The 14,569-nt window shown below is 61.3% G+C and carries 8 protein-coding genes; all 8 read right to left on the bottom strand.

Annotated features, from left to right (window positions below; translation table 11 throughout):
* Positions 1 to 44 precede the first annotated feature (44 nt).
* Positions 45 to 1,232 (bottom strand): elongation factor Tu, encoded by a 1,188-nt coding sequence (tuf, locus tag M3B90_RS06640; RefSeq protein ID WP_259889242.1) that lies wholly within the window; start codon positions 1,230 to 1,232, stop codon positions 45 to 47.
* A 128-nt stretch (positions 1,233 to 1,360) separates the two neighbouring features.
* Positions 1,361 to 3,508: an elongation factor G gene (gene fusA, locus M3B90_RS06645; RefSeq protein ID WP_259889243.1), complete on the bottom strand. Its 2,148-nt coding sequence runs from the start codon at positions 3,506 to 3,508 to the stop codon at positions 1,361 to 1,363.
* Between the two features lie 42 nt (positions 3,509 to 3,550).
* The gene (rpsG, locus tag M3B90_RS06650) at positions 3,551 to 4,021 is read right to left on the bottom strand and encodes a 30S ribosomal protein S7 (protein ID WP_016664015.1); all 471 of its coding nucleotides are present in this window, start codon (positions 4,019 to 4,021) and stop codon (positions 3,551 to 3,553) included.
* The gene (gene rpsL, locus M3B90_RS06655) at positions 4,021 to 4,395 is read right to left on the bottom strand and encodes a 30S ribosomal protein S12 (RefSeq protein WP_016664014.1); all 375 of its coding nucleotides are present in this window, start codon (positions 4,393 to 4,395) and stop codon (positions 4,021 to 4,023) included. The genes rpsG and rpsL overlap by 1 nt, the downstream gene beginning before the upstream one ends.
* Positions 4,396 to 4,802: 407 nt before the next feature.
* A complete protein-coding gene (locus M3B90_RS06660) occupies positions 4,803 to 6,086 on the bottom strand; it encodes a septal ring lytic transglycosylase RlpA family protein (RefSeq protein ID WP_259889245.1) in 1,284 nt (427 codons plus the stop codon).
* 337 nt (positions 6,087 to 6,423) lie between these two features.
* Entirely contained in the window at positions 6,424 to 10,314 is a 3,891-nt protein-coding gene (locus tag M3B90_RS06665; RefSeq protein WP_259889246.1) for a DNA-directed RNA polymerase subunit beta', read from the bottom strand.
* 117 nt (positions 10,315 to 10,431) lie between these two features.
* Positions 10,432 to 13,917: a DNA-directed RNA polymerase subunit beta gene (gene rpoB / locus M3B90_RS06670; RefSeq protein ID WP_259889247.1), complete on the bottom strand. Its 3,486-nt coding sequence runs from the start codon at positions 13,915 to 13,917 to the stop codon at positions 10,432 to 10,434.
* Positions 13,918 to 14,222: 305 nt separating this feature from the next.
* Positions 14,223 to 14,426: a hypothetical protein gene (locus M3B90_RS06675; protein WP_259889248.1), complete on the bottom strand. Its 204-nt coding sequence runs from the start codon at positions 14,424 to 14,426 to the stop codon at positions 14,223 to 14,225.
* Positions 14,427 to 14,569 lie beyond the last annotated feature (143 nt).

A 14,569-nucleotide genomic window follows, 5' to 3' on the forward strand; every position in this document is an offset into this window, starting at 1 on the left:
TCCGGGGCGCTTTTCTTTAACTCTGCAGGCTATGCAGCGTCAGATCACTTGATGATCTTGGTGACGCGGCCCGAGCCAACGGTGCGGCCACCCTCACGGATAGCGAAGCCGAGGCCCTCTTCCATAGCGATCGGCTGGATGAGCTCAACGGTCATCTCGGTCGAGTCGCCAGGCATGACCATCTCGGTGCCCTCGGGAAGGGTGATCACGCCGGTCACGTCGGTGGTGCGGAAGTAGAACTGCGGGCGGTAGTTCGAGTAGAACGGGTTGTGGCGGCCCCCCTCGTCCTTCGAAAGGATGTAGACCTGGCCCTCGAAGTCGGTGTGCGGGGTGATCGAACCCGGCTTCACGACAACCTGGCCGCGCTCCACGTCTTCACGCTTGGTACCACGGAGAAGGAGACCACAGTTCTCGCCTGCCCAAGCCTCGTCCATCTGCTTGTGGAACATCTCGATACCGGTAACGGTGGTCTTCTGAGCCTCGCGGATACCCACGATCTCAACCTCCGAGTTGATGGCAAGCTTGCCACGCTCGACCTTACCGGTCACAACGGTGCCACGGCCGGTAATGGTGAAGACGTCCTCGATAGGCATGAGGAACGGCTTGTCCATGTCACGAACCGGATCCGGGATCGACTCGTCGACAGCGGCCATGAGGTCCTGAACCGACTTAACCCACTTCTCGTCGCCCTCGAGCGCCTTGAACGCCGAAACGCGGACAACGGGGGCGTCCTCGTCGAATTCCTGCGAAGCGAGAAGCTCGCGAACCTCCATCTCGACGAGCTCGAGGATTTCCTCATCGTCGACCATGTCGCACTTATTGAGTGCAACGAGGAGGTAGGGAACGCCAACCTGGCGAGCGAGAAGAACGTGCTCGCGGGTCTGCGCCATGGGGCCGTCGGTAGCGGCAACCACGAGGATTGCGCCGTCCATCTGAGCAGCGCCGGTAATCATGTTCTTGATGTAGTCGGCGTGGCCGGGAGCGTCAACGTGAGCGTAGTGACGCTTGTCGGTCTGGTACTCGATGTGGGAGATGTTGATCGTAATGCCGCGCTGCTTTTCCTCAGGGGCGTTGTCGATCGTATCGAAGTTACGCTGCTCGTTGAGGTCGGGGTACTGATCGTACAGAACCTTCGAGATGGCAGCGGTAAGCGTGGTCTTGCCGTGGTCAACGTGACCGATGGTGCCGATGTTGACGTGCGGCTTGCTACGCTCGAACTTGGCCTTAGCCATAGTGTGTCCTCCTAGGACTTTTGGTTGGGTGTACTTCTTTAGAACGGGTGGGGTGCCCCGAAGGGGACAACCCGAGCGGTCCGAGAACTAGCGAACAGATCCACTCTACCCGCTAATCCTCATAAGGCTTACTCGCCCCGCGTCTTCGCGATGATCTCTTCCGAAATGTTCTTCGGGACCTCCGCGTAGCTGTCGAACTGCATCGTGTACATCGCGCGGCCCTGCGTGAAAGAACGCAGATCGCCAATGTACCCGAACATTTCGGACAGCGGGACGAGAGCACGGATAATCTTCACACCGCTCGCGTCCTCCATCGACGAAACTGAACCGCGTCGCTTGTTCAGGTCGCCGATGACATCTCCCATGTACTCCTCGGGAGTACGAACCTCAACGTTCATGATCGGCTCGAGGAGGATCGGGTGGGCCTTCTTGAGTGCCTCACGCGTCGCCATCGAACCGGCGATCTTGAACGCCATTTCCGAGGAGTCCACGTCGTGGTAAGCACCGTCGATAAGCGATGCCTTGACGTTCACCACCGGGTAACCGGCGAGAACGCCGGACTGAAGCGCATCCTGAATACCCGCGTCAACACTCGGGATGTATTCGCGCGGGATACGGCCACCGGTGACGAGGTTTTCGAATTCGTAGAACACGCCGTCTTCGGCGTCGGTAAGGGGCTCGTACGTGATCTGAACCTTACCGAACTGACCGGAACCGCCGGTCTGCTTCTTGTGGGTGTAATCGAACTTCTCAACGGTCTTCTTGATCGACTCGCGGTAGGCCACCTGCGGTGAGCCCACGTTGGCCTCGACCTTGAACTCACGGCGCATACGATCCACGAGCACGTCGAGCTGGAGCTCGCCCATGCCTCTGATGACCGTCTGGCCAGTTTCCTCGTCAAGCTGAACCTGGAACGTCGGGTCTTCCTTCGCGAGGCGCTGAATAGCGATACCGAGCTTCTCCTGGTCGCCCTTGGTCTTCGGCTCGATAGCCATCGAGATCACGGGCTCGGGGAAGGACATCGACTCGAGAGCGATCGGGTGCTGCGCATCGCACAGCGTGTCGCCCGTGGTCGTGTCCTTGAGGCCGATGAACGCGTAGATGTGCCCGGCGAACGCCTCCTCGACGGGGTTCTCCTGGTTGGAGTGCATCTGGAAAAGCTTGCCGACGCGCTCTTTCTTGCCCGTGTTGGCGTTGAGCACCTGAGCACCGGTCTCGACGTGGCCGGAGTACACGCGCACATAGGTAAGCGAACCGAAGAACGGGTGCGACGCCACCTTGAAGGCAAGCGCCGAGAACGGCTCGTCCGTCGAGGGCTTACGGGTGAGCTCCTTCTCCTCGTCGTTGACGTCATGACCGATCATCGGTGGAACGTCGAGCGGCGACGGGAGGAAGTCGATCACGGCATTGAGCATGGGCTGCACGCCCTTGTTCTTGAATGCCGAACCACAGAACACCGGGTACGCCTGCGAGTTGATCGTGAGCTCACGGATGCCCTTCTTAAGGTCCTCAATCGAGAGGTCGCCTTCTTCGAGGTATTTTTCCATGAGCTCTTCGGTCGCCTCGGCGACGTCCTCAACGAGCTTCTCGCGATACTCCTCAGCCTTGGCCTGAAGGTCTTCCGGAATCGGAATTTCCTTCTGGAACTGACCGAGCGCGGCATCGCCCTTCTTCTTGTTGAACTCAGGGGCGTCCTCTTCGAATGCTTCCGGCCATTCGTAGGCCTTCATCTCGAGGAGATCGATAACGCCGCGGAAGTCGGCCTCGGCACCAATCGGCACCTGCATGACGAGCGGCTTTGCCTTGAGGCGGTCAACAATGGTGCCGACGGTGAAGAAGAAGTCCGCACCCATCTTGTCCATCTTGTTGACGAAGCAGATGCGCGGCACGTTGTACTTATCGGCCTGGCGCCACACGGTCTCCGACTGCGGCTCGACACCTTCCTTGCCGTCGAACACGGCAACGGCACCGTCGAGAACGCGCAGCGAGCGCTCCACCTCAACGGTGAAGTCGACGTGGCCGGGCGTGTCGATGATGTTGATCTGGTTGTCGTGCCAGTAGCAGGTCGTCGCCGCGGACGTGATGGTGATACCGCGTTCCTTTTCCTGCTCCATCCAGTCCATGGTGCCGGCACCATCGTGGGTTTCGCCAAGCTTGTAGTTGACGCCGGTGTAGTACAGGATGCGCTCGGTAGTGGTGGTCTTACCAGCATCGATGTGAGCCATGATGCCGATGTTGCGAACCTTCTTGAGGTCCTTAAGCACTGCAAGTGCCACGGGCTATGCCTTTCTGCGCTTCGGTTCGAGGACCGCCGGCGATTACCAGCGGTAGTGAGCGAAGGCCTTGTTGGACTCCGCCATCTTGTGGGTGTCTTCGCGGCGCTTCACAGCGGCACCGAGGCCGTTCGAAGCGTCGAGGATCTCGTTCATCAGACGCTCGGTCATCGTGTGCTCACGGCGAGCACGCGAGTAACCGACGAGCCAGCGCAGCGCGAGGGTCGTCGAACGACCGGCACGCACCTCGACGGGCACCTGATAGGTGGCGCCACCAACGCGGCGGGAGCGAACCTCGAGCGAAGGGCGAATGTTGTCCAGAGCCTTCTTGAGGGTCGCAACCGGGTCCTGACCGTTCTTTTCACGGCAGCCCTCGAGCGCACCGTAAACGATGCGCTCGGCGACGGTCTTCTTACCGTCGAGGAGGACCTTGTTGATGAGCTGAGTGACGATGGGCGAGCCGTAAACCGGGTCGACCACGAGCTGACGCTTGGGAGCTGCACCTTTACGTGGCATTACTTCTTCTCCTTCTTCGCGCCGTACCGCGAACGCGCCTGCTGGCGGCCCTTCACGGCCTGGGTATCGAGCGAACCACGAACGACCTTGTAGCGGACGCCCGGGAGGTCCTTCACACGGCCGCCGCGAACGAGGACGATCGAGTGCTCCTGGAGGTTGTGGCCTTCACCGGGAATGTAGGCCGTAACTTCGACACCGGAGGAGAGGCGAACGCGCGCGATCTTGCGGAGCGCCGAGTTCGGCTTTTTGGGAGTGGTGGTGTACACACGGGTGCACACGCCGCGGCGCTGGGGCGAGCCCTTGAGCGCGGGCGTGCTCGAGGCGACAGGCTTGTCCTGGCGACCCTTGCGCACCAACTGCTGAATAGTAGGCACTTGTTCTCTTTCTGTCGCTAGCCGCGCTCTTCACGCGGCCAGATCACCTTCTTTGCCCACAGGCGCCGAAGCACCGGTTCCACGGGCGTGGAGTGGGCCGCGACCCAAGACCGACCCCCGCGTTCGGGTGTGTCGATCTCGACCCGCACGAGCCTCGGATGAGGCCCGGTGGCTGAAGTACCGTACCCCCGCTCATTGCACTCGCACTAAGCGATACCGCGAGAGGGCATAGGGCACCCAGGCACAGTTCCTCAGTCTACGTTGCGCGATTTATTTCGGTCAAAGGGGTGAGCATAGTTCGTTGTACATCACATGCTCGGATACTTTGAGGTGTCGCGCAGGCAACATCAAAGAAAACGGGCCGACGGTTGCGCAGTACCGTCGGCCCGAATTGCACGAGTGATGACCTACTCGACAATCTGCCAGTCGACGCGCGCCACACCGGAGCTCACGCCGCCGATGCTCTTCATCGCCGCATAGGAGAGGTCAAGGCAGCGACCCCCCACGTAGGGTCCACGGTCGTTAATGCGTACAACAACGCTGCGACCGTTTGCCTTGTTGGTGACACGCACGCGCGTGCCGAACGGGAGACTCTTGTGCGCTGCGGTGTACGCGTGCGTATTGAAACGCTCGCCGCTCGCAGTGGGGCCGCCGTCAGTTCCATCGCCGTTACCGTAGAACGACGCGCCGCACGAGCGCACGCCACTCACAGCCTTGCCCCCCTGGGACTCGGATTTGTTTGCGGCCTTATCATTCGACTCGTTGCCGCCCGACTTTTTCCCGTCGTTCGACCTCTTGGACTCGCCCTCGTTTTTATCCGCGGATTCATTCTCTCCAGAAGCAGAATTCTCGCGCTTCTTCGTTCCCTTTGCCACGACCTGCTTGACCGGTTCTTTCGTGACTTCTTCTTTCACGACCTCTTCGCCCACGGCCTTGCCATCAGTGGTCGTGATTTTCTTGATGATCGTCTTTTCGCCCTTTTCACCCTTCGTGACCACGCGTGTTTCGCCTTCGTAGATCGAGTCATCCTCACGGGTCTCGGTCTCGTAGTCGATCGCCACCTTTTCCGTCTTCTCCTCGGAATTGTGGCGCACAAGGTGAATGGTGTCGCCGTCCTTGAGCACCGTGTCACGAGCGGGCGTGACCTCGTCATCGGCATCGACCGAATCGGCGAAATACTTATCGAGAAGGTCCTGCACCGTGCGAGTAGTCGTACCCTCCGCAACCCAGGAACCGTTCATGCCGGTCACGGTGATGTCCTTAGCGCTCGTGACGTTCACGGCGCCGTCGAGCTCCTCGAGCTTGGTTTCGGGCGCGGGGCTAATCTCAGCACCCTCGACATTCACTCCAGCTTTCTCGAGTGCGTCAGCAACGGTGTCGCCATCCACGAGAACGGTCTTCTCGTCACCGTCCACGTTGATCTTGACCTCGCTACGCTCAACGACGACGATCTTGTCACCCGAGTCGATTGTTTCGCCAAGGCCGGGCTTGACGAGATCGGTGTGGGTAACATCCACGCCGTGCGCCTGAAGGATGTCGGATACCTGCGAATCGAAAGTGCGGAAAGTTGCCACGCGACCGTAGGCGTTCACGGTCACCTCGCTCGACATCGCGTAGGCAGCGCCACCTCCACCGCCCGCAAAAACGGTCGCGAGGGCGGCTGCGGCAATGATCGGAGTCTTCTTCTTCACGAGTTTCCTTCGCATTGACGAGTGCACGGGAAGTGTCGCGCGCGGGTGGCGCGAGTGCGAGTTTCGGATGTGTCCATCTTGGCGCGCTCTTCTTTGCATTCGGGCGCCCAAAACCAACCCTTAAGGCAAGAAAAACCGCGACTTTGCCATTGCTTGACGTTCGTCGCGGCGTGCTTCACAGGGCTATCGCACGCTTGGGAACGACATCACTTCACGCGCGTGGCACGCACAGCGGCGCATGCTTTTCCCGGTTGCGACACGACGGAGGGCCGATTCTCCCACGCGGGGAAAATCGGCCCTCCAGTTGGGCGCCTTGGGCGCGAGCCTCAGTGGCGAATCAGTGGAAGTCCGTGTTGAACGGATCCGAGTAGCTGAAGTCGTCGAGGTTCAGATTGGAACCGGCGCCGCTGAAGTCGGCGAGACCGAAGTCGTCATAACCGGGAACCGTGTACATCTGCGCCTTGGCCTCGTCAGTCGGCTCCACATCGAAGTTGCGGAAGCGGGGAAGGCCCGTGCCCGCGGGGATGAGCTTACCGATGATGACGTTCTCCTTGAGACCCATGAGCTTGTCACTCTTCGAGCTGAGCGCAGCCTCGGTGAGCACTCGAGTTGTCTCCTGGAACGACGCAGCTGAAAGCCACGATTCGGTCGCAAGCGACGCCTTGGTGATGCCCATAAGCTCGGGGCGACCCTGTGCAGGCTCCCCACCTTCGGCAAGGACAGCACGGTTCGCTTCGATGAACGCGGCGTTCTCCACGAGATCGCCCGGGAGGAGCTTCGTGTCACCCGAGGCCACGATAGTCACGCGGCGCAGCATCTGACGCACGATGACCTCGATGTGCTTCGCGTGAATGTCCACACCCTGGCTCACGTACACCTTCTGAACTTCGTCCACGAGGTGCTTTTGCACGGCGCGCGGGCCGAGGATGCGAAGCACCTGCTTCGGGTCCACAGAGCCTGGCGAGAGCTGCTGGCCAACCTCGACGTGGTCGCCGTCAAACACAAGCGGGCTCACGCGGCGCGAGAGCGTGTAGGTCACGGGCTCGCTGCCGTCATCAGGGGTGACGGTGAGCTTGCGCTGCTTGTCGGTCTCGTCGATGCTCACGCGGCCCGCAATCTCGGTGATCGGAGCGAAGCCAGCCGGGGTGCGAGCTTCGAAGAGCTCCTGCACACGCGGAAGACCGTGCGTGATGTCGCCCTCTGCCGAAGCGACACCGCCGGAGTGGAAGGTACGCATCGTGAGCTGGGTACCGGGCTCGCCGATCGACTGGGCTGCGACGATGCCGACGGCCTCGCCGATGTCAACGAGCTGGCCGGTTGCGAGCGAGCGCCCGTAGCACTGCGCACACGTCCCCACGGCGGAGTCACACGTGAGTACCGAGCGAACCTTGACCTCGGTGACACCCGCGGCAATGAGCTTCTCGATGAGCACGTCACCGACGTCCTCGCCGGCGGAGGCCAGTACGGTGCCGTCTTCGCCAGCGACGTCCTGCGCGAGGGTACGACCGTAGGCCGTGATCTCGACGTTGTCGGCGGGAACGATGGTGCCGTCGATGTCCTCCTGGCCGATCGCCATTGTGAATCCCTTGGAGGTTCCACAATCGCCCTCGCGGACGATGACATCCTGGGAAACATCCACGAGACGACGCGTCAGGTAACCCGACTGCGCGGTCTTAAGCGCGGTATCGGCAAGGCCCTTACGCGAACCGTGCGACGCGATGAAGTACTCGAGCACCGAAAGACCCTCGCGATAGTTCGAGAGGATCGGGCGAGGAATGATCTCGCCCTTCGGGTTGTTCACGAGACCACGCATACCGGCGATCTGACGGATCTGCATCCAGTTACCGCGAGCGCCCGAGTGAACCATGCGATAAATGGTGTTGTCGAGCGGGAAGTTCGCCTTCATCGCCTCGGCAACCTCGTTGGTCGCCTCGGTCCAAATATCGATGAGCTCGCTGCTGCGCTCAGCCTCTGACACGAGACCGAGGTCGCGGTTCTCCTCGACCTGTGCGGCCTTCGCCTCGTACTTCTGGATGATCTCGGCCTTGTTCGGCGGAGCAACGACGTCGCTGAACGCGAACGTCACACCCGAATAGGTCGACCACGAGAAGCCGTACGACTTGAGCGCGTCGAGCGAGGCCGAAACCTGACCCTTGTCGTAGCGCTCGGCGAGCGCATTGACAATCCCACCGAGACGCTTCTTGCCGACCTGGCCTTCAACGTACGGGAAATCCTCGGGGAGGGTCTCGTTGAAGTAGTAGGCACCGAGCGTGGTTTCGAGCGTGATCGGGTCACCCTCGCTCCAGCCCTCGGGAGCCTTCCAGTCCGACGGCGGCACAACATCGGTGAAGCGCACGTTGATCGGTGCGTTCAGATCGACCTCGTTGTTGTCGTAGGCCATGATCGCCTCGGCAATCGAGGAGAACGTGCGGCCGTGGCCGAGCGCTTCGGGCTTCGGAGTTGTCAGGTGGTAGAGGCCGATGACCATGTCCTGCGCGGGCATCGTCACGGGACGGCCGTCCGAAGGCTTGAGAATGTTGTTCGAGGAGAGCATGAGGATGCGCGCCTCAGCCTGCGCCTCGGGCGAAAGCGGGAGGTGCACAGCCATCTGGTCACCGTCGAAGTCGGCGTTGAAGGCGCCACACACGAGCGGGTGCAAGTGAATGGCCTTACCTTCGACGAGCTTCGGCTCAAACGCCTGAATACCGAGGCGGTGGAGCGTAGGTGCACGGTTGAGCAGCACGGGATGCTCGGTGATGACCTCTTCGAGGACGTCCCACACTTCTGGGCGCGAACGCTCGACCATGCGCTTGGCGGCCTTGACGTTCTGCGCGAGCGAGAGGTCCACGAGGCGCTTCATGACGAACGGCTTGAACAGCTCGAGCGCCATCCCCTTCGGGAGGCCACACTGGTGGAGGTGAAGTTCCGGACCGTTCACGATGACCGAGCGGCCCGAGTAGTCCACGCGCTTACCGAGCAGGTTCGCACGGAAGCGGCCCTGCTTGCCCTTGAGCATGTCGGAAAGCGACTTGAGCGGGCGATTTCCGGGGCCCGTCACGGGACGACCGCGGCGGCCGTTGTCGAACAGCGAGTCCACCGATTCCTGGAGCATGCGCTTTTCGTTGTTCACGATGATCTCGGGAGCGCCGAGATCAATGAGGCGCTTGAGGCGGTTGTTGCGGTTGATCACGCGGCGGTAGAGGTCGTTGAGGTCGGAGGTCGCGAAGCGGCCACCGTCGAGCTGCACCATGGGGCGAAGATCCGGCGGAATGACGGGGATGCAGTCAAGCACCATGCCCGCGGGCGAGTTCGTCGTCTGCTGGAACGCCGACACGACCTTGAGGCGCTTGAGGGCACGGGCTTTCCTCTGGCCCTTGCCGTTCGCGATCACATCGCGAAGCTTCTCCGCCTCCGAGTCGAGGTCGAAGTCGAGCAGGCGCTGCTGCACGGCCTCGGCACCCATACCGCCCTCGAAGTAGTGGCCGTAGCGGAGCTTCATCGCACGGTAAAGCTGCTCATCGCCCTCGAGGTCGGCAACCTCGAGATTCTTGAAGCGCTCCCACACGTTCTGCACGCGCGTGATCTCCGCGTCGTACTTCTTGCGAATCTGGGCTTGCTCACGCTCTGCGGAGTCGCGAACTTTGCGTTTTGCGTCGGCCTTCGCGCCTTCTTCCTCGAGCTGCGCGAGGTCCTTTTCCGCCGTGACTGCGCGGTCATTGATCGCGGCGTCACGCTCGTTCTCGAGTTCACGAATCTCGAGGTCGTGGCGGCTCTGGAGCTCGGGCATGTCGGCGTGACGTGCCTCGTCGTCGACCTTCGTGATCATGTATGCCGCGAAGTAGATGACCTTTTCGAGGTCCTTCGGCGCAAGGTCGAGCAGGTAGCCGAGCCGGCTCGGCACGCCCTTGAAGTACCAGATGTGGGTCACGGGAGCGGCAAGCTCAATGTGTCCCATGCGCTCACGGCGCACGGAGGATTTGGTGACCTCCACGCCACAGCGCTCACACACGATTCCCTTGAATCGCACGCGCTTGTACTTGCCGCAGTAGCACTCCCAGTCGCGGGTCGGGCCGAAGATGCGCTCACAGAAGAGGCCGTCCATCTCGGGCTTGAGGGTGCGATAGTTGATGGTTTCGGGCTTCTTTACTTCCCCGAATGACCAGGAACGGATGTCGTCGGCCGTGGCGAGGCCGATCTTGAGCTCGTCAAAGTGGTTGACGTCGAGCACGTGTGTCCTTCTCTCGTCTAGAAAGTCGTCAAGGTCTGAATGAGTGGGGCTGAGATCTCCGGGGCGAGAGGGTCCGACGGTCGCTCGGCAAGCGTCGGCCCCTCCCCCGATGATCGATCAGACCTCTTCGATGTTGATCGCGCCCTCGTTCGGGCGGCTCGACAGGTTGATTCCAAGTTCCTCCGCGCTGCGGAAGATGTCCTCGTCGCGGTCGCGCACCTCGAGGTTCTGGCCGTCGGCGCCGAGCACTTCGACGTTCAGGCACAGAGACTGCATTTCCTTGAGGAGCACGCGGAACGACTCGGGGATGCCCGGTTCGGGAATGTTGTCGCCCTTGACGATCGCCTCGTAGACCTTCACGCGTCCCGTGATGTCATCCGACTTGATCGTGAGGAGCTCCTGGAGAGCGTAGGCGGCACCGTAGGCTTCGAGCGCCCACACCTCCATCTCGCCGAAGCGCTGGCCACCGAACTGCGCCTTACCACCGAGCGGCTGCTGGGTGATCATCGAGTACGGGCCGGTCGAACGCGCGTGAAGCTTGTCGTCAACGAGGTGGTGCAGCTTGAGGATGTACATGTAGCCGACCGAGATCTCGTGCGGGAACGGCTCGCCGGAGCGGCCGTCGAACAGACGCGCTTTGCCGTTCGGGCGGATCATTCGATCACCGTCACGGTTCGGCGTGTAATTCTCGACGAGGGCACCGAGCTCGGTATCGCTCAGACCATCGAACACTGGAACGGCAACGGGGGTGCCGGGTTCGCCGTGCAGTGCTTCCTTCGGGAGGTCTTTCGCGGCGGGGTTCGATGCCTCGATATCCCAACCAGATTTCGCGACCCAGCCGAGGTGGGTTTCCATCACCTGGCCGATATTCATACGGCCCGGCACGCCCATCGGGTTGAGGATGATGTCGATCGGGGTACCGTCCTCGAGGAACGGCATATCCTCGACGGGCAGGATCTTCGCGATGACACCCTTGTTGCCGTGGCGGCCGGCGAGCTTGTCGCCGTCGGTGATCTTACGCTTCTGCGCAATGTACACGCGCACCATCTCGTTGACGCCGGTCGGAAGAATATCGGAATCCTCTTCCGAGTCGAACACACGAACTCCGATCACGGTGCCGGATTCGCCGTGGGGAACGCGCAGCGAAGTGTCGCGTACTTCGCGTGCCTTCTCACCGAAGATCGCGCGAAGGAGGCGCTCCTCCGGGGTCAGTTCGGTCTCGCCCTTCGGGGTGACCTTGCCGACGAGGATGTCACCGGGAACAACCTCGGCGCCGATGCGAATAATGCCGCGCTCATCGAGGTCGGCGAGGACATCTTCGCCTACGTTCGGGATGTCGCGCGTGATCTCTTCCTTACCGAGCTTCGTGTCACGGGCGTCGACCTCGTGCTCCTCAATGTGGATCGACGTGAGCACGTCATCCTGGACGAGGCGCGAGGAGAGGATGATGCCGTCCTCGTAGTTATGGCCGTGCCACGACATGAACGCCACGAGAAGGTTCTTGCCGAGCGAGAGCTCGCCGTCGTCGGTCGAGGGGCCATCGGCGAGAACCGAGCCCGCCTCGACGCGATCGCCCTCGTCGAAGAGCACGCGGTGGTTGTAGCAGTTACCGGCGTTCGAACGCTGGAACTTATCGATGCGGTATGTCTGGTTCGTGCCGTCGTCCGCAGCAACCGTGATGAGGTCGGCAGAAAGCTCGGTGATCACACCGGCCTTCTCCGCAACGACGACGTCGCCGGCATCGACAGCCGCACGGCGCTCCATGCCGGTGCCAACGAGCGGCATCTCGGTGCGCAGAAGCGGAACGGCCTGGCGCTGCATGTTCGATCCCATGAGCGCACGGTTGGCATCGTCGTGCTCGAGGAACGGAATCATCGCGGTCGCAACCGACACCATCTGACGCGCAGAGACGTCCATGTAGGTCACGTCGCTCGGGTCAATGAGTTCAGGCTCGCCGCCCGGCATACGCGAGAGCACCTGCTCCTCAAGGAACTTGCCGTTCTCATCAATCTTCGCGTTCGCCTGGGCGATGATGTGGCGGTCTTCGTCGTCAGCCGTGAGGTAGACGATCTCGTCGGTCACGACGCCAGCCTCAACCTTGCGGTACGGGGTCTCGACGAAGCCGAACGGGTTGATGCGCGCGAACGTTGCGAGCGAGCCGATAAGGCCGATGTTTGGACCCTCGGGGGTCTCGATCGGGCACATGCGGCCGTAGTGTGACGGGTGAACGTCACGAACTTCCATACCCGCGCGGTCGCGCGAGAGACCACCCGGGCCGAGCGCCGAGAGGCGGCGCTTGTGGGTCAGGCCCGAAAGTGGGTTGTTCTGGTCCATGAACTGCGAGAGCTGCGACGTTCCGAAGAACTCCTTGATCGCCGCGGTCACAGGGCGGATGTTGATGAGCGTGAGCGGCGTGATCGCTTCGACGTCCTGGGTCGTCATGCGCTCGCGCACGACGCGCTCCATGCGCGAAAGGCCCGTGCGTACCTGGTTCTGAATGAGCTCACCCACAGCACGGATGCGACGGTTGCCGAAGTGGTCGATATCGTCGGTCTCGACGCGAATCTCGGTACCGAAGCTGTTCTCCATGCTGTCCATGCCTGCGTGGAGCGCAACGATGTACTTGATCGTCGCGATGACGTCCTCGAGGTTGAGCACGCTTTCGCTGAGCGGACCTTCGAGACCAAGCTTCTTGTTGATCTTGTAGCGACCAACCTTCGCGAGGTCGTAACGCTTGTCGTTGAAGTAGAGGTTGTTGAGCATCGTCTCGCCGGCATCGCGGCTGGGCGGCTCGCCCGGGCGCTGCTTGCGGTAGATATCCATGAGCGCCTCGTCCTGCGACTCAATCTTGTCCTTCTCGAGCGTGGCGCGCATCGATTCGAATTCGCCAAACTCTTCGAGGATGTCGCTCTTGGACATGCCGAGAGCCTGAAGGAGCGTCGTCACGGACTGCTTGCGCTTGCGGTCGATGCGCACGCCAACCTGATCGCGCTTGTCAACCTCGAACTCGAGCCATGCACCGCGCGAGGGAATGACCTTAGCGCTGAAGACGTGCTTATCGCTCGTCTTGTCGATGCTCTCTTCGAAATACACGCCGGGCGAACGCACGAGCTGCGACACGACGACACGCTCGGTGCCGTTGATAATGAACGTGCCCTTTTCGGTCATGAGCGGGAAGTCACCCATGAAGACCGTCTGGGTCTTGATCTCGCCGGTGTCGTTGTTCATGAATTCCGCCGTGACGTACAGCGGCGCGGCGTAGGTGAGGTCCTTTTCCTTGCACTCCTCAACCGAGTAGTTCGGCTCTTCGAAGGAGTGGTTCCTAAAGGACAGCGACATGTTGCCACCGAGATCCTCGATCGGAGAGATCTCTTCGAAAATGTCGGCGAGGCCGGAGGTTTGCGGGACGTCTTCGCGGCCAGCTGCTTCCGCTTCAGCGGCGCGCTCTTGCCAGCGCTCGTTGCCGAGTAGCCAGTCGAACGAGCTTGTTTGCAGCGAGAGAAGGTCCGGAACTTCGAGTGGGTCGCCAAGCTTCGCGAAGGTGACGCGGGGCGAGGCGGTGCGCAGTGCGGTGGTGTGAGAATCGGTGCTCGAGGCAGCCAAGGGTAATCCTTCCACGGGATGAGGACTCGTACACGCTTCGATAGACTCGATGTGCTTCGCGCCCTCAATCACGACCAACCCCGCTATATGAGTCGAATGAGTTGAAAAAGGGCGCACGAAACACGGGCGCTAAGTTTCAAGAGTATGCGAGAGCGGCTGCACCCTCAAGACCTCGAAAGAAAAAACTGGCGAGACTGTGGTCACGTCAGCAGTCGAACCGTCCCGCGCGGGCAAGTCGTATCGACTCGACAACCGCGCACCTCGCCTCGGTGGAACATTTCGCCCGGATGCACGTGCGGGGTTCCTTACGCCGCTTCACGCTTTAGTTTTTCGATCTGCGCTTTGATGAACGGAGCACTGCCCGGAGCGTCGATGCTCTCGGCCCGAATGAGAATATGGCTCTTTCCTTGGGACACCACGCCGATGTAGGAGGTCACATGCATATCTTCAGCATCGGAAAAGTGCATGTACACATACGTGTCGAAATCTTCGCCGCCGGGGTGATGCATTCGTAGAAGCTCGGCCTATCCCCTCGCTCGTCGGAACTTCCCCACTGGACGCGAAAGACCTCCATGATGCTCGCGTCCTCGTCGGTCTGGAACGCGATGACCCGAGCCTTCGGGGTTCACCCATACTCTCTTGACAGTCGAGG

The organism is Dermabacter sp. p3-SID358 (assembly GCF_025147465.1).
Classification (GTDB): Bacteria; Actinomycetota; Actinomycetes; order Actinomycetales; family Dermabacteraceae; genus Dermabacter.

Excerpts from the sequence above, each read along its gene's own strand:
- tuf (WP_259889242.1), bottom strand. The coding sequence starts at position 1,232 with ATGGCTAAGGCCAAGTTCGAGCGTAGCAAGCCGCACGTCAACATCGGC.
- rpsG (WP_016664015.1), bottom strand. The coding sequence starts at position 4,021 with ATGCCACGTAAAGGTGCAGCTCCCAAGCGTCAGCTCGTGGTCGACCCG.
- M3B90_RS06675 (WP_259889248.1), bottom strand. The coding sequence starts at position 14,426 with ATGCATCACCCCGGCGGCGAAGATTTCGACACGTATGTGTACATGCAC.